Genomic DNA, 16,457 nt, shown 5'->3' with positions numbered 1-16,457 from the left:
CAAAAATAAAATTTTTATTCATAATTAAAAGCGAAAATATTTGTTATTTTTCAATATTTTGCACTTCTTATTTGAGAATTTCTAAAAAGTCACTACTTGCTGACGATCAGTATTTTATGATTCTAAAATCACTTTCTTTAATCAATTACAAAAATTTTGAATCCGAGAATTTCAATTTTGATGTTAAGATTAATTGTCTTGTTGGGCACAATGGAGTAGGAAAAACTAATATCCTAGATGCTATCTATCATTTATCTTTTGGCAAAAGTTATTTTAATCCTATAACAGGCCAAAATATAAAACATGGTACCGATTTTTTTGTGGTCGAAGGATTATATGAAAAGTCGGATAGAGAAGAAAAAGTAATTGTAAGTGCTAAAAGAAGCCAAAAAAAAGTAATTAAAAGAAATGGTAAGGCGTACGATACTTTTAGTGAACATATAGGTTTCTTGCCGCTCGTTATTATTTCTCCAGCGGATAGAGATCTTATAACCGATGGAAGTGATACTCGTCGCAAGTTTATAGATGGTGTTATTTCTCAAAGTGATACCGCTTATCTTTCTACCTTATTAAAATATTCTAAAGTGGTTTCTCAGCGTAATTCACTTTTAAAATATTTTGCCGCCAACAATACATTTGATGCCACTACTTTAGAGATATACAATCAACAATTAAATGAACTTGGCAGCATTATCTATCAAAAAAGAACCACCTTTCTGGAAACATTTATCCCTATATTTATTGAACGTTATGAAGCAATTAGTTCTGGTAAAGAATCCGTTTCATTGCGTTATCAAAGCAAATTATCTGAATACAGCCTTTTAACATTATTAGAACAAAGTATTTCTAAAGATCGAATGCTACAATATACCAGTGTTGGTGTTCACAAAGACGACCTATCTTTTGAAATTGAAGGATATCCTATAAAAAAATTCGGTAGCCAAGGACAACAAAAATCATTTTTAATTGCGCTAAAACTGGCACAATTCGATTTTATTAAAAAGCAAAGCCAAGTAAACCCTTTGCTACTCTTAGATGATATCTTTGATAAGCTCGATGAAAAACGTGTAGAACATATCATACAATTAGTAGATGATCAAAACTTTGGACAGCTTTTTATTAGTGACACGCACGCGGATCGAACGGAAAGTGTAGTAAAAAAAATATCACAATCTTATAAAATTATTAAACTCGGTATCTAACCTACAATTCTATGACAAAAAAGATCATTTACCTATTTGTTTTTAGCCTAATTTCTTGTTCTAAACCAAACCCCGAAGAGTACAAGAAGTATATAAATGGTTATTGGGAAATCGAAAAAGTAATTACTTCGGATGGTATCGAAAAACAATATAATTTTAATCAAAGTATTGATTACCTTCAGGTGAAAGACAAAAAAGGTATTCGTAAAAAAGTACAACCTCAACTAAACGGTAGTTTTATCACGACAAAAGACAGGGAGATCTTCACATTGAAAATCGAAAACGATAGCCTAAGAATGTACTACGTGACTCCGTTATCAAAATGGAAGGAGACCGTTATTTCTGCAAAAGAAAAACAGTTAATTATAAAGAATGAAGCTGGAAATCTATACTTTTACAAACCATATACAAAGATTGAATTATAAATGGCAAAAAGGCAAAACGACAATCTAAAAATAGGTGATGTGCTCAAAGAATTTGTAACTGAAAACAGGTTACAAAAAGGACTTGACAAAGTAGAAGTGCGTGATGTTTGGGAGCAAATCATGGGCCCCGCTATTAATAAATATACCAGAAACATAAAACTGGATCGTGAAACCTTATATATAGAACTTACTTCCTCTGTGCTTAGAGAAGAATTAAGTTATGGTAAAGAAAAAATCATCAGTAATCTTAATGAAGCCTTAGGACGTACTCTTATTAAAAAATTAGTTTTAAGATAATTCTTAATTCTATACTGCTAACCTTTTGTTAAATTACTATTTTTTCCCTGTTTATTAAGTAACATATTCCCCTTTAATGCTATCAATACTTAGTATTAATATTCAAATCATTTTATTATGTTAAAAGACATGCTGAATTTAGAAGGAATCACCTTATTAAAAAAAGATCAAAAAAAAGTAATTAGTGGAGGTATTAATTATGAAAATTGTGACAATCCCGAAACTTGGTTTTATGATATGTCTTCTGAATGTGAGGCATATTATGGTGGTTCATAACTAACTAAAAACAAACAGAAGTTGCCTTTGATAGACAACTTCTGTTTGCAAATAAATTCTTGTATGGCTTTCTAATACATTAAACACTTATATTGAGAGCGATATGCGAAATACTAGTTTTGCGCAAGTCTATCTCTTACAAATTCTATTTTGGTTTTACCATGCGGTGTAGGTTTGCCTTTTTCATCTAGATTAACCATAGTAATCTTTTCTACTTTAATAATTGTTTTTCGAGTTAATTTATTCCGGACTTCACAGGTTAGAATTAAAGACGAACTCCCAAATTTTACAACGTCCATTCCTATCTCTACAATATCGCCTTGTACTGCGGAGCTTATAAAATTAATTTCGGACATAAACTTAGTTACAACTTTTTTACTTTCTAGTTGAATTACTGCATAAAGTGCTGCTTCTTCGTCAATCCACTCCAATAACCTTCCTCCAAATAATGTTTCATTAGGGTTTAAATCTCCTGGCTTTACAATTTTTCTAGTATGGTATCTCATATTCCTTTACTTTCTTGTAAAGTTACTGAAACAGTATATATTTTCTATAAATTTAGCATTTCAACAACAAGAATTATCTAATTCAAAAATTCACTAAAGGATTACTATTAAATTATAAAAATTGAACATAAAATATTACTACATAAACACTTTTAAATCTTCAATAAATGTGATTTACTCGATCACTAGCTGTTCGCAAAATTCAGTTCCATCAGGACAAGTATCGGTTGTAGTCCTAATACAGATCTCATATGACCCAGGATCGAATTGAAAAAAGAATACATTATCTCCACTTTGTCCACCATCTTCTTCTATAACATCTCCATCTATTTCCCATTGATATGTTATTGTATCAATATCTCCAAACTCTGCTGTAAAATTATAGCTTGTAGTATTCCCTTCCTGTTCCAGAGTAAAAAATAAATTAGGACAAATTGGCTCGACAGTTATTTCTTTGCAATATTCTGCTCCATTAGGACAAGAAGGAGTTTCTGTTCTTATACAAACTTCATGTGTACCTGGCGACAAATTAGAGAATAATATGTTATCTCCATTAGCCCCTCCATCTTCCTCTATTAGCTGATTATCTATATACCATTGATAACTTAGCTCTTCCATCGCGGAAAAACTAGAGGTAAAAGTATACGCTAGGGTTCCTTGTTCTTGTTCAAAATCAAAAAACAATTCTGGACAAAACTCAGTAACTTCAATCTGTTTACAAAACTCTATCCCTTCTGGACAATTAGGAGTTTCCGCTTTTATACAAACCTCATAAGTTCCGGGTGAGCCAAAATCGCGTATCAATAAATTATCTCCCTGATTATTTGGTCCATCACTCTCAATAAATTGACCATCTACAAACCAATCATACGTTCCTACTTCTTCTATCTCCGAAAAATCGGCAGTAAATTGATATTCCAAATTAAATTGATCTGTTAGATCAGAGGTGAAATCAAGGTTCGGGCATCTACTTTCGCAAGAATCTATAAGTCTATAAAAGCCAAAATAAGTCTCTATTGTACTACTTTCAAAATTTGGCGATACCAACAAATTCAATGGAAATTTGAAATTTGGTTGATATGACGTCCCTTGTTCTTGATAAAATGTTTGAAACGCATCGTCTGTTGTAATTTCAGTTTCATTTCCATTAACATTAAATAAAGTTACTGGATAGTCAAACTTAAAGCATCCATTAAAAAACTGATCAAAATCATCTCTGATCGTATCGAACTCACATTCTTGTATAACATTTAACAAAGCTACCTCATTAGCAATAGATACTGTGGCATCTGTATTTCTAAATATAATATTGACAGGAAACTCTAATCCCGTGACGTTAAAATTGGTTCCTTGACTTGAAATCACATCTACTAATCCATCGTAATTCTCAATTCTTATAGTAGAATCCGTATTATACCCAAGTGTAATTGGGTATACAAATCTAAAACATTGTTCACTTTCTGACAGAAAAGTTATTGTAGCATCAAAATTATTAAGGACAGTTACCAAAGCAGCACTTGATATCACATTACCTGTGTTTTCTTCAGGAAAAAATGAATCATCACTCACACAACTACTAAATAATGATATCATTATTAGTAATGCATTTAATCGTATATATGTATTGAAATTCTTCAAAATAATTTGCCTTTATATAAGTAAAACGTCTGAAAATCAGTCTACCCTACCCTGAGTTAAAATAAATTATTCAATCTATTTTAGGTTACAATCTAACATATCTTATGCGCATAAACAAAATTCCCTGAAAGAATGACAATGCTTCCAGGGAATCAACCTAATTAATCTAACCTAACTAACTGTACTATTCTATGACTAATGTTTTACAAAATGTTACGCCATTTGGACAATCCGGTGTTTCTGTGATAATACAGATTTCATAAGTACCTGTTCCGAATTGATAATATAAATAATCATCTCTATCATTGCTGTTCATCATCTCAGAATCTACTACATCTCCGTTAATCATCCATTCATAAGAAACACTATTCATTCCCTCAAATTCTGCCCAGAAATTATATCCAGGAGTGTTTCCTTCTTGTTCTATATTAAAAAATAAATCTGGACAATCTACTTCTGACCCTTCGATTTCAATTACTTTACAAAATGTTACACCTTCAGGGCAATCTGGTGTTTCTACAGAAAGACATACCTCATAACTACCAACACTAAATTGATAGTAGAAAGGATCATTGTGACCTGAACTTGTTCCTACATAATCACCATTAATGGACCATTCTAGTGTTACATCATCTATACCTTCAAAAGCACTTGGGTAAAAGTAATACGCAAGGTTATCTCCATCTTGTTCTGCTTCAAAGAACAATTCTGGGCAAACACTAGCATCACCTTCAATTTCAATAATTTTACAATAAGAAGTTCCTTCTGGACATTCTGGAGTTTCTGTTTTTAAACATACTTCATACCTTCCTGGTGCAAACTGATAATAAAATCTATTATTATCACCATTATTAGAATCCTCTACAAACTCTCCATCAATATACCATCCTAACCATTCTACTTGATCAGCTCCTTCAAATTCTACTTGAAAATAATATGCTGGATTATCTCCGTCTTGTTCTGCAATAAAAAATAACTCAGGACATTCTTCGTCTATATCTGTCTCTTCTATTTCGATAGTCTTGCAATAAGAAGTTCCGTTAGGACAATCTGGAGTTTCTGTTTTAATACATACTTCATAACTACCAGACTCATTAAATTCCCAAAATAAATAGTTATCATCATTCTGATTGTCATTATCTATCACTTCTCCATCAATAAACCATTCATAACGAACATCTTCGATTCCAGGGAAATCTGCAATAAACTTATACTTATTTGGTTTTTCATACTGTCTTGCTTCAAAGAATAAGTCTGGACAAGGATCTGTTTCATCAACATCTACTTCAATTTCTTTACACACTTCTATAGGACAAGTATCGCTTACTACTTTTACACAAACGGTATATGTTCCTTCTTCAAACTGATATTCAAAAATCTGATTTGCGATATCGCTTAAGTTACCAGTATCTATTTCTTCGCCATCAATAGACCAAGTAAGTCTTACATCCTCAATACCGTCTAATTGAGCTGCAAATCGATAAACTGCACTTCCAGAAACATTGTCTACATTAATAGTAACATCCGGGCAATTTTCTAATTCTTCAATCTCTTCACAAGAAATAATTCCCAATAAAAGTGTAAAGATCATTACATACCAAATACTAAGTTTTTTCATCATTATAATTTTTAGGGGTTGTCAATAATTAATTGTCTTAGAAGCTTTTTATGCGCTCCACACTAATGAAACGCAGCTAAAAAAGAATACCCTACCCCTTCCTTCAAAAAAAATGTTAAAGGTCATTTTTGAAATTAAAAAAATGAGGTTGTATTGATATACAACCTCATTCTTTAAAATTATGAACTATGATCTATTAAGAACATTTATTATTCATATTACAATCCTTGAAAATCAACTTCGATACACTCTTGTAGTGCTCCACATTCAGTTGACTCCGCCTTATAGCAAATCTCATACTTTCCTGCTTGACTAAGGTGATTTTTTAATATGATAAAATGTCCTGTTGTAGTTGTAGGATTAATTTGAGTTCCATCAATTTCCCATACTACAGAGTTATCCTCTAATCCAAATAGAATAACTCCATTAGCATTTACAAATTCAGCTCCATTTGTTGCTATATATTCCAGCTTAAATACTGAACAATCTACTGGCTGTGGTTCTGGAATTACTACATCTCTACAAAATTCTGTACCATTAGGACATTCATTAGTTTCTGCTTTGATACAAACAGTATAAGTTCCAGGATTATAAGATGATAAATCAAGTTTATTATCTCTATCCTGACTTTGTAAACTTTCGGTTTCTACCAATACTCCGTCAACAAACCATTCATATACATCTAGCTGATTAATACCAGGAAAGTTAGCAAACATTAATGTTCCTTCTTCAATAAATGATAAATCAGGACAATCATCACCTCCATTATTATCATCTGTTACTTGAGCAGATACGCAAGCTTCAATCCCTTGAGAACAATCGTTAGAATTAAATTTTACACAAACTTCATAAGAACCTGGATTGTAATTACTCAAATCTAGTGTTACAGTATTACCCTGAACCTGCAAATCTTCAGCAGCTAAAAGCTGATTGTTTACATACCATTTAAACAAATCAAAATCATCGGTCCCACTAATTGTAGCTACAATGATATTTCCTTCTGAACTAACTGAAAGATCAGGGCAAGAATCCTGTCCATCACCATCGATAGTAATTTCTTCGCAATACTCAGCGCTAGTACAGGTAGGACTTTCTGAGATTAAACAAATAGTATATGTCCCTTCTTCTAAATTAGCAAGAGAAAATTTATTATCCCCTTGATTATCGGTTCCTTCATTTTCTATGATAGTTTCATTCCCTAGAGTTTCTCCAGAAACTTGCCAAGCATAAAACTCTAATGTATCAAGGCCTTCGAAATCAGCTATTAGGTAATCTCCATCTCTTGTGAATTTCAATTCTGGACAACCTTCCATATCCTCTCCTACAACTATTTCTTTACAAAACTCTACACCTGCAGGACAATCTGGAGTCTCGGCTTTTATACAAATAGTATAAGTTCCAGGATTATATTCGGAAATATCTAACGTATTATCACGTTGATTTTCTAGATTTTCAGTTTCTACCAATTCATCATTTACAAACCATTCGTAAACGTCCAAACTGTTTATTTCTTCAAAATTTGCAATTAATTTCCCACCATCTCTTTCAAAAGATAATTCAGGACAATCTGTAGTTGAGTCGCTGTCATCGCTTTCTTCACATGCAGTAAATACTAACATAAGCCCCAGCATAAGTAGGCTAAGAATTTTAAGATTTTTCATTTTAATTTTTTAATTAAAGATTAAGTAAAACTCAATTGAGATATTTTGTGTGTTATAACACTAGTAAAACGCTAATCAATCAAGCTACCCCACCCCAACTTTTATTTTTTTTTATAATTTATTTTTTTTGGTATCGGAAAAAAATCTAGTTTTGACACTAAATAAATCCCCCAAATGTCTGATAGTAAAAACTCTACTTGTGACGAACAAGCTTTTAATCAATTTTTCAAAAGTCATGCTAAACTTTTGAGAAGTTATCTATACTATAAATTTGGAGATCTTGATCAGGCAGAAGATATCGTGCAAGATTCTTTTATCAAATTATGGAATAATTGCGCAAAGGTCCCTTTAGACAAGGCAAAAAGTTATGTCTATACGATTGCTACTAATTTAGGAATTAGCATTGCAAGACATCAACAAGTAAAGTTTAAGCATCAAAATTATATTACACAACGAAAAAGTGATGTAACCAATGAATCTCCAGAATTTGTTATGCTTGAAAAAGAGTATATGGAGAAATTAAAAAAAGCTATAGCTGATTTACCCGATAGACAACGAGAAGTTTTTTTATTAAGTAGAATTGACAAAAAAACATATAGAGAAATTGCTGAGTTATCTAATGTATCTGTAAAAGCAATAGAAAAACTAATGCATAAGGCTTTATTAACACTAAGAAAAAAAATCGGAAATATTTAATTGTAATTATTTTCTAAAACCAAATCATTAGATCATTATTAATATGAAAATAAAAAAAGTAAATATTAGGGTAGGGTTATTAGATAGTAAAACGTTTCTATTATATACAGACAAGTTATGTTAGACGATAAAAAAGATGATATATTCTTATCAAGATGGATTAATGGAGGGCTTTCTCCAGAGGAACTCAATGAGTTCAAATCTCATCCAGAATATCATCACTATGCTAAGATCATGGCTGGTGCAGATGCTTTAGAACTTAAAACATATGATGTAGACAATGCTTTAAACAATATAAAATCTAACAAGAAAAACTCTTTAAAAAAGAACACTAAACCTGTTATCAAACTATGGCCTGCTTTAGCTGTAGCTGCTTCAATCGCTATATTATTTGGATTTTTCTTTTTTAAATCTAATGACTCGTTTACTACCTCGTATGGAGAACAATTAGCTGTTATATTACCTGACGGCTCAGAAATGATATTGAATGCTAAATCTGAAGCTATTTTTAATAAAAACGATTGGAAAAATAATAGAGTGATATCCTTAGAAGGAGAAGCATATTTTAAAGTAAAAAAAGGAAGCAAATTTACAGTAACTACAACAAATGGGGATGTTACTGTGCTAGGAACAGAATTTAATGTACAATCGCAATCTACATATTTTGAAGCACTATGCTATGAAGGTAAAGTGAATGTTAACAGCGGGAAAGAAAACACCATACTCACCGCAGGAAAAGGTTATAGAAAAATTGCTCGTACTTCATCCGAAAACTGGGTGTTTGAGGCATTAGAGCCTTCCTGGATTAGCAATACTAGTTCATTTAAAAGTGTACCTCTGCAGTATGTTTTCAAAGAATTAGAAGATCAGTACAACATTACTATTAACTCCAATGGAATTGATATTGAAACAATCTATACAGGAACTTTTCCCAATGATAATATAGAAGTTGCTCTTAAAACAGTTTTTAGTACCTTAGGTTTGCAATATAAATTATTGCAAGACCAAAAAACCGTGGTATTAGATAGATAAGAGAATGACAAGATTTTTATGTGTTTGCATGCTTTTCTGGGGGATGGTTGTTTTTTCACAAGAAAAAACAACCATTATTGATCTCAAAAACGAACCGTTATCTCTAATAATTCCTTCAATAGAAAAACAATTTAATGTAAAATTCTCCTACATCGATGCGACGATTGTAAATAAACCAGTTTCATTACAAACAAACTCAGAAACCAGTCTAGAAGAAGCTATTAATATATTGCAAGAACAAACACAATTAAAGTTCGAAATTACCGGAAAGAATTTTATCACTATTAGAAAATATTCAAAAAAGGATACCATTTCAATCTGTGGTTATATATATGATGAAAACAATCAACCTCTAGAAAAAATAAGAGTGTTTTTTAAAGGATCTAGAACAAACACTACCACGAATGAACAAGGGTATTTTGAAAACAAAGAGGTTCGTTTTAATACTCCAATTCTAATAAGCGCACCAGGATTTAGACAAAAGGTTTTAAATTCTTCAGAGTTTACCAATACCAATTGTGCCAACATATATTTAATTAATTCTATTGAAACACTTGACGAAGTTATTATACAGGAATATCTTACTAAAGGAATTACTCAAAATAAACGAATAGTTAATATAAACCTTAAAGATATAGAAATACTGCCTGGTCTTACAGAACCTGACATCCTTCAAAGCATTCAATTAACACCTGGTGTGAATAGTCCATTCGAGACAGCATCAGGAATATATGTACGCGGTAGTGCTCCAAATCAAAATTTAGTACTTTGGAATGGCATCAAAACATATCATCAAGGACATCTTTTCGGAATGTTATCTGCTTTTAATCCTTATGTCGTAAAAGAAGTAAATTTTTCTAAAAGTGGAGTAAGTGCTCAATATGGAGACAGGGTTTCTGGAATAATTGATATCAAAACAGAAGATAAAATAGTAGACCGTTTTTCTGGTGGAGCAGGTTTTAATATGATTAATGCAGATGCTGTGATCCATACTCCTATTATTAAAGATAAAGTTTCTTTACAGATTTCTGGTAGAAGATCATACACAGATCTTCTGGAAACCTTTACTTACAAGCAATTTGCTAATCGAGTTTTTCAAAACACTACAATAGCAGAAACGATTGAACTTAATGATGCCAAAAACGATTTTTTTTATGAAGACTACAATGCAAATTTAATTGCAAAAATTTCTGATTTTGATAAAATAGAAGCAAACGCTCTTTACAGCAAAAATGACCTAGATTTTGAACGTAGTGACAACTTAACATCTTTCAATGATAACTTAATTACAGAGAATGAAGGATATAATATTAGTTGGAAACATCAATCAAACAATAAATTTAAAATTAAAACTAGTGGATATTACACAAGGTATTTATTAAACTATCAATTTATTACTACGGAATCGGGAAATACTATAGAAACGGAAAGCAAAAAAAACAGTGTAAAAGACTTTGGAGCAGCTTTGGACCTTAGCTATTCTTTATCACAAAGTCATAAAATTTTAGGTGGGTATCAATTTTCTAACAACAATATTAAATATGCCTTTGTAACAACTACACCGACGTATGAATTAATTTTGGATCAAGATGATCGTTTTCTGAATACACACTCTATATATGGTGAGTATAAATATGAAATACCAAGAAACTTATACCTGTCCGTAGGCTTAAGATTCAATAACTACACTGAATTAAATGAATCATTTATTGAACCTAGAGTTTTTATACAAAAAAACCTATCAAAATCTTGGCAACTAAATGCCACTGGAGAATACAGAAGTCAAGCTGTTAGCCAAATAAGGGAATCCGTAGTAAGTGATCTATCTCTAGAAAATCAGGTATGGACATTAGCGAATGAAGAACAATTTCCTGTGATAACGAGTTATCAATTTACCTTAGGCAGTAGCTTTAAAAAACACAAATGGTATTTTGACATAGACACTTATTACAAGCAAATAGATAATATTACATCCTTAACTGCGGGGTTTATAAACCCAATTGACAATACCTATCATAATGGTGAAAGCAGAGTTTACGGGATTGATTTCTTTTTAAAGAAACGATTTAATCGCTATAAAACCTGGATAAGCTATTCTTATATCAACACCAAAAACAAGTTTGAAGACATCAATAACAATCAATCTTTTCCTGGTAATTGGAATATAGAACATACTGTAAAATGGTCTCATTTTTATAAAATCAACAATTTCCAATTCTCACTGGGTTGGTTGTGGCATACCGGTAAAGCGTTTACCAATGTTGATGGAGTTGATGAAAATGGAAATTTAGTAATTTTAGATTTTGGAGAAATCAACGGTAATAACTTACCTATTTATCATCGTCTTGATTTTTCTGCCATATACGATTTCAAAATAGGTTCTAATCCTAATGTTAAGTATCGATTAGGGCTTTCTGTATTAAACCTATATGATAGAGAAAATTTATTAAATCGAGAGTTTAGAACAACGAATTCTTTAGATAACCGATTTATAAACTCTGATATAGTAGCATTAGGTATTACACCTAATCTTAGTTTTAGAGTTTTTTGGTAGATCTTTTTTTTAAATTATATGGATGAGTTAATTTTATATAAAAAAAGAGGCATTGAATTCAACACCTCTTTTGTATATTTTTTAGAATCTTTCTTTCTTAGAACTGCTCTCTTCCTGAGAAATGGAAAGCTCCTTCGATAGCAGCATTTTCATCACTATCACTTCCGTGTACAGCATTTTCACTAATAGAAGTAGCAAACTTCTTACGGATAGTTCCTTCTGCAGCTTCTTCTGGATTAGTAGCACCGATTAAAGTTCTAAAGTCTTCAACAGCATTCTCCTTTTCAAGGATAGCAGCTACTATTGGACCACTAGTCATATATTCTACTAATTCTCCATAAAAAGGACGCTCACTATGCACAGCATAAAAAGCTTTAGCATCATCTGTAGTTAACTGTGTTAATTTCATTGCCACAATTCTAAAACCTGAAGCAGTTATCTGTTCAAGGATTGCACCGATGTATCCTTTTCTTACCGCATCCGGCTTAAGCATTGTAAAAGTTCTATTTGTTGCCATTTTTAAAGTTTGGTTTTTATCCTATCTCCTAATTAAGGAAATTGATTTTTAATTATCTTTTGACTATTAATGTCAAATGCAAAATTTTGTGCAAAAGTATATATAAAAGCATCAAAAACAATAAAAATCCTAAGAAAGTACTGTCTTTTATAAAATCAGATTTAATTATTCTATTTTTTTAAATACTCTTGTTTTATTTCTTGTAGTACTGCATTATTAGTTCCTCGCATCTGCATGGTTACTAATTGCCTATCAAAATCAAATCTTAAAACACCAAAACTCGGAATAGCAATTACTTTTCCAGTTCTATATCGATTAGGTTCTCCGCTATATTTAGTATATGCATGTGTTAATCCACTAGAGGTAAAATCTACTAAAGGATAAGAAATCATTGGTATATCTTTCTTTGAAAATTCCGAAATATGACGATCACCACTTAGAATCAAACAATTCTTGACCTCTGTTTCTGATATTAATTCTTGTAATTTCAATACCTCATCAGGAAAATTAGCCCAACTTTCCCAACCGTGTTCTCCTGATAAAAATTGAATACTACTCACTAATATATGAAAATCTGCATTACTTGATTTTAGTTCTTTCTCTAACCAAACCCATTGCTTTTCTCCTAATATTGTCTCGTTGTTATTTTCATGAGGTAGGTAACGCTTTTTTCCAGTTATATCTTTACGAAGAATTCCTCTAAAATATCTAGTATCTAATATAATTACTTTTATAGTTCCTTTAGGTGTTTCAAAAAGTTGAGAAGTATATATTCCATCTCTAATTCTTCTTTTATCATCTTTAGCAACTCCTATAAAATCGAGAAACAACTGTTGGCTTTCTTTTTTCTTATGCCACTCTACACCAACATCGTTTTTCCCATAATCATGATCATCCCAGGTAGCCATTATGGGAATCTTACTCTTTAATTTTTGATATCCAAAATTACTATTCTGAATTTTATAATCATCTGCAATTTTGGACATATCATCAGAATCTCCGTAAATATTATCTCCTCCCCAAATAAAAACATTCGGTTTATTCTTTAGAATTTCTTCCCAGAATGGTTGCGGACTATTTTGCTTATTACAACTTCCAAAAGCAATTACAAAATCTACAGTTTCTTTTTCCTGAGTTTCTTGAGCAGAAACATATTTAATAATAAAAAGTAAAAAAAAGACTAAATATATTTGGAGTTTCATTTTTCAAAAAGATTAGATCTTGGTAAAAGTAATCATTCCAGTATTACCATATTATTAATTAATAGTATCTTCGCTGACCTATGAATACAAGTGAGTTTAAAGAAATAAAAGCGCTTTTAAGCGCTCCTAAAAACATAGTAATTATACCTCATAAAAATCCAGATGGTGATGCAATTGGATCTACCCTAGCATTACATCATTATTTATCGGGTTTAGGACATGAATCTACAGTAATAACACCAAATGATTATCCTAGTTTTCTAAAATGGATTCCTGGCGAATCTTCTATCGTAAAGTACGATAGTGATACTGAATTAGCAGTTAAAAAAATTAGAGGAGCGGATATTATTTTTACCCTAGATTTTAATCATTTTTCCAGAACTGGAAATATGGAAAGTGTTTTAGAACATACAAACACTACTTTTATTATGATTGATCATCACCAACAACCTGATGATTACGCTACCTATACATATAGTGATGTTGGTATGAGTTCTACATGTCAAATGATTTATCATTTTATTGAAAAACTAGATGATTTAGACAAAATTACAGCTGACGTAGCTACTTGCATCTATGTAGGTATTATGACAGATACAGGTTCCTTTAGATTTAGATCCACAACAAGCACTACACACAAGGTAATTGCGGATCTTATTGATCGTGGAGCTAATAATACTGCTATTCATGAAGACATATATGATAATAACACTTATTCTAGATTACAATTACAAGGCGTAGCACTTAAAAACTTAAGAGTGTTACCAGAATACAAAACTGCTTATATTACTTTATCTCAGAAAGAATTGGACGATCATAATTTCAAAAAAGGTGATACCGAAGGTTTTGTAAATATGGGATTATCGGTAGAAGGAATTCTTTTTGCACTGATTTTCATAGAAAACAGAGGTGAAAATATCATAAAAATATCTTTACGTTCCAAAGGTGAATTTTCCGTTAATGAATTTTCCCGAAATCATTTTGAAGGAGGAGGTCATCATAATGCTGCTGGAGGAAAAAGTAATCTTTCTCTAAGCGAAACCGTTGAAAAATTTATTAGTATCTTACCATCCTATAAAAATGCCCTGAATTCATGAGATATTTTCTCCTATCCATAGGTTTCCTAACGTTATTTTTCTCTTGTAAAGCTCCTGAAGCCAGAAGACCAGTAAGTATTTCTTCAGGATCATTTATCGATGAATCGATAAATCGAAATAAAGAACTTAGTGCAAGAGAAGAAGCAAGAATTCAAAAAATAATACAACAAGATTCTTCTAATAACTACATCACCTCTGATGGTGGATTCTGGTATTATTATGAGAAAAAAGACACCTTAGCAACCACCAAAGCCAAATTCGGAGATATCGTTAATTTTAATTATGATATCAAAGATCTTAACGGAGACATCATATATAGCGAAAAAGAGTTAGATACTGTAAACTATGCTATTGACCAAGAAGATCTTTTTTTTGGTTTAAGAGAAGGATTAAAAATAATGAAAGAAGGAGAAATAGTAACTTTTCTATTCCCTTCCTATCAAGCTTACGGATATTATGGGGACAATCATAAGATTGGCACAAATATTCCGTTAATATCTAGAGTAAAACTCAATAAAATCACAAAACAATCAACAAAAGAAAATTAAATCTTAACTAAAAAAATGAAAAAATTAAGTCTTTTATTTTTAGCACTTATTACTCTTACATTTACTAATTGTGAGGAAAAATACCCAGAACTTGGAGATGGAATCTATGCTGAGATCATTACCAACAAGGGAACTGCTATAGCTGAATTACATTACAAAGAAACTCCAATGACAGTGGCAAATTTTGTTTCTCTAGCAGAAGGAACAAACACTATGGTAGATAGTCTATATAAAGGTAAAAAATATTATAACGGTATTATCTTCCATAGAGTAATCAAAGATTTTATGATTCAAACTGGTGATCCTCTTGGTACAGGAACTGGTGATCCTGGTTACAAATTTCCGGATGAAATCGTAGATTCATTAACACACAAGTCTAAAGGTATTTTATCTATGGCTAACTCTGGTCCAGCTACCAACGGAAGTCAATTTTTTATTACACTAAAAGAAACTCCTTGGTTAGATGGTAAACATACTGTTTTTGGAGAAATCGTTTCTGGTCAAGATATTATAGACAGTATTGGTGTAACTGAAACTAAACCTGGAGACAAACCTGTTTCTGAAATAAGAATGGAACAAGTTAATATCATTCGTAAAGGAAAAGATGCTAAAGCATTTGATTCTAAAGCAGCTTTTGAAGACAAACTAAAAGCGCTAGAAGAAGAAAAATTAGAAGAAGAACGTATTGAAAAAGAGAGACAAGCGGAAATAGCTAAAAAATTCCCTGCAATTGCTGCTGAGTTCGCTGAATTAAGAAAAAAGGCGACTAAGCTAGAAAGTGGTTTGGAAATACTATTTTTAGAACAAGGAAATGGTGAACAGCCTAAGCAAAGTGATATGGTACAAGTAAACTACCAAGGATCCTTCACTGATGGAAAAATGTTTGACACCAATCTTGTAGAAAAAGCAAGAGAAATGGGACTTTTTGATCAGCGTCGTGCAGACCACCCAAAAGGATATGTTCCTCTAGAAATTCCTTATTCTCCAGAGGCTAAAATGATCCCTGGTTTTAAAGAAGGTGTTCAACAAATGAAGGTAGGAGATAAAGCAATTATATTTGTTCCTCCACATTTAGGATATGGAGAAAGAGGTAGAGCTCCGATTCCTCCGAATACAGAAATGGTTTTCGAACTAGAATTAGTTGGGATAGTAGGAAAACAATAACCTTCCCAATTAAATAGGATAAAA

General features: G+C 31.6%; 16 protein-coding genes. 10 read left to right on the top strand and 6 right to left on the bottom strand.

Annotated elements, in window-relative coordinates; translation table 11 throughout:
• Positions 1-116: 116 nt before the first annotated feature.
• From recF to BMY33_RS23555, 4 genes are all read left to right on the top strand, one after another.
• Positions 117-1,202 carry a DNA replication/repair protein RecF gene (gene recF, locus BMY33_RS17165; protein ID WP_091410843.1) on the top strand — a complete coding sequence of 362 codons (1,086 nt, stop codon included), beginning with the start codon at positions 117-119 and terminating at the stop codon, positions 1,200-1,202.
• A gap of 11 nt (positions 1,203-1,213) precedes the next feature.
• Entirely contained in the window at positions 1,214-1,627 is a 414-nt protein-coding gene (locus tag BMY33_RS17160; RefSeq protein ID WP_091410842.1) for a lipocalin family protein, read from the top strand.
• Positions 1,628-1,924, top strand: a complete 297-nt coding sequence (locus BMY33_RS17155) for a DciA family protein (RefSeq protein ID WP_091410840.1) — start codon at positions 1,628-1,630, stop codon at positions 1,922-1,924.
• A gap of 117 nt (positions 1,925-2,041) precedes the next feature.
• Positions 2,042-2,200 (top strand): hypothetical protein, encoded by a 159-nt coding sequence (locus tag BMY33_RS23555; protein ID WP_170837113.1) that lies wholly within the window; start codon positions 2,042-2,044, stop codon positions 2,198-2,200.
• Between the two features lie 113 nt (positions 2,201-2,313).
• Here BMY33_RS23555 and BMY33_RS17150 read toward each other — a convergent pair whose 3' ends face one another.
• The 4 genes from BMY33_RS17150 to BMY33_RS17135 all read right to left on the bottom strand — a co-directional run bounded on the left by BMY33_RS17150 (position 2,314) and on the right by BMY33_RS17135 (position 7,623).
• Positions 2,314-2,706 (bottom strand): acyl-CoA thioesterase, encoded by a 393-nt coding sequence (locus tag BMY33_RS17150; protein WP_091410839.1) that lies wholly within the window; start codon positions 2,704-2,706, stop codon positions 2,314-2,316.
• A gap of 174 nt (positions 2,707-2,880) precedes the next feature.
• Positions 2,881-4,344: a hypothetical protein gene (locus BMY33_RS17145; RefSeq protein ID WP_170837112.1), complete on the bottom strand. Its 1,464-nt coding sequence runs from the start codon at positions 4,342-4,344 to the stop codon at positions 2,881-2,883.
• Between the two features lie 184 nt (positions 4,345-4,528).
• Positions 4,529-5,962, bottom strand: a complete 1,434-nt coding sequence (locus tag BMY33_RS17140) for a hypothetical protein (protein ID WP_091410835.1) — start codon at positions 5,960-5,962, stop codon at positions 4,529-4,531.
• A 218-nt stretch (positions 5,963-6,180) separates the two neighbouring features.
• Positions 6,181-7,623 carry a hypothetical protein gene (locus tag BMY33_RS17135; protein ID WP_091410833.1) on the bottom strand — a complete coding sequence of 481 codons (1,443 nt, stop codon included), beginning with the start codon at positions 7,621-7,623 and terminating at the stop codon, positions 6,181-6,183.
• 174 nt (positions 7,624-7,797) lie between these two features.
• Between BMY33_RS17135 and BMY33_RS17130 the strand changes: the two genes are divergently transcribed.
• From BMY33_RS17130 to BMY33_RS17120, 3 genes are all read left to right on the top strand, one after another.
• Positions 7,798-8,319, top strand: coding sequence for an RNA polymerase sigma factor (locus tag BMY33_RS17130; RefSeq protein ID WP_091410831.1), 522 nt, complete (start codon positions 7,798-7,800; stop codon positions 8,317-8,319).
• A 117-nt stretch (positions 8,320-8,436) separates the two neighbouring features.
• Positions 8,437-9,351: a FecR family protein gene (locus BMY33_RS17125; protein WP_091410829.1), complete on the top strand. Its 915-nt coding sequence runs from the start codon at positions 8,437-8,439 to the stop codon at positions 9,349-9,351.
• Between the two features lie 4 nt (positions 9,352-9,355).
• Positions 9,356-11,905: a TonB-dependent receptor domain-containing protein gene (locus BMY33_RS17120; RefSeq protein WP_091410827.1), complete on the top strand. Its 2,550-nt coding sequence runs from the start codon at positions 9,356-9,358 to the stop codon at positions 11,903-11,905.
• Between the two features lie 97 nt (positions 11,906-12,002).
• Here the strand turns inward: BMY33_RS17120 and BMY33_RS17115 are convergent, their stop codons facing one another.
• Both BMY33_RS17115 and BMY33_RS17110 read right to left on the bottom strand, forming a co-directional pair.
• Positions 12,003-12,422, bottom strand: a complete 420-nt coding sequence (locus BMY33_RS17115; RefSeq protein ID WP_091410826.1) for a nucleoside-diphosphate kinase — start codon at positions 12,420-12,422, stop codon at positions 12,003-12,005.
• Between the two features lie 170 nt (positions 12,423-12,592).
• On the bottom strand, positions 12,593-13,624 hold the full coding sequence (locus BMY33_RS17110; RefSeq protein WP_091410824.1) for an alkaline phosphatase D family protein: 1,032 nt from the start codon (positions 13,622-13,624) through the stop codon (positions 12,593-12,595).
• Between the two features lie 80 nt (positions 13,625-13,704).
• Between BMY33_RS17110 and BMY33_RS17105 the strand changes: the two genes are divergently transcribed.
• Genes BMY33_RS17105 through BMY33_RS17095 form a run of 3 tightly spaced genes read left to right on the top strand, consistent with a single transcriptional unit; the run spans position 13,705 to position 16,433 of the window.
• Positions 13,705-14,721 carry a DHH family phosphoesterase gene (locus BMY33_RS17105; protein WP_091410823.1) on the top strand — a complete coding sequence of 339 codons (1,017 nt, stop codon included), beginning with the start codon at positions 13,705-13,707 and terminating at the stop codon, positions 14,719-14,721.
• Complete coding sequence (gene gldI / locus BMY33_RS17100; RefSeq protein ID WP_091410821.1) at positions 14,718-15,269, top strand: gliding motility-associated peptidyl-prolyl isomerase GldI; 552 nt, start codon at positions 14,718-14,720, stop codon at positions 15,267-15,269. The genes BMY33_RS17105 and gldI overlap by 4 nt, the downstream gene beginning before the upstream one ends.
• 15 nt (positions 15,270-15,284) lie before the next feature.
• Positions 15,285-16,433 carry a peptidylprolyl isomerase gene (locus tag BMY33_RS17095; RefSeq protein ID WP_091410819.1) on the top strand — a complete coding sequence of 383 codons (1,149 nt, stop codon included), beginning with the start codon at positions 15,285-15,287 and terminating at the stop codon, positions 16,431-16,433.
• Positions 16,434-16,457: the final 24 nt, after the last annotated feature.

This window comes from Aquimarina amphilecti (assembly GCF_900109375.1).
In the GTDB taxonomy this organism is placed as follows: Bacteria; Bacteroidota; Bacteroidia; order Flavobacteriales; family Flavobacteriaceae; genus Aquimarina; species Aquimarina amphilecti.
Note: the sequence above shows the minus strand (reverse complement) of the source record. Positions and strands in the feature narration are given on the sequence as shown.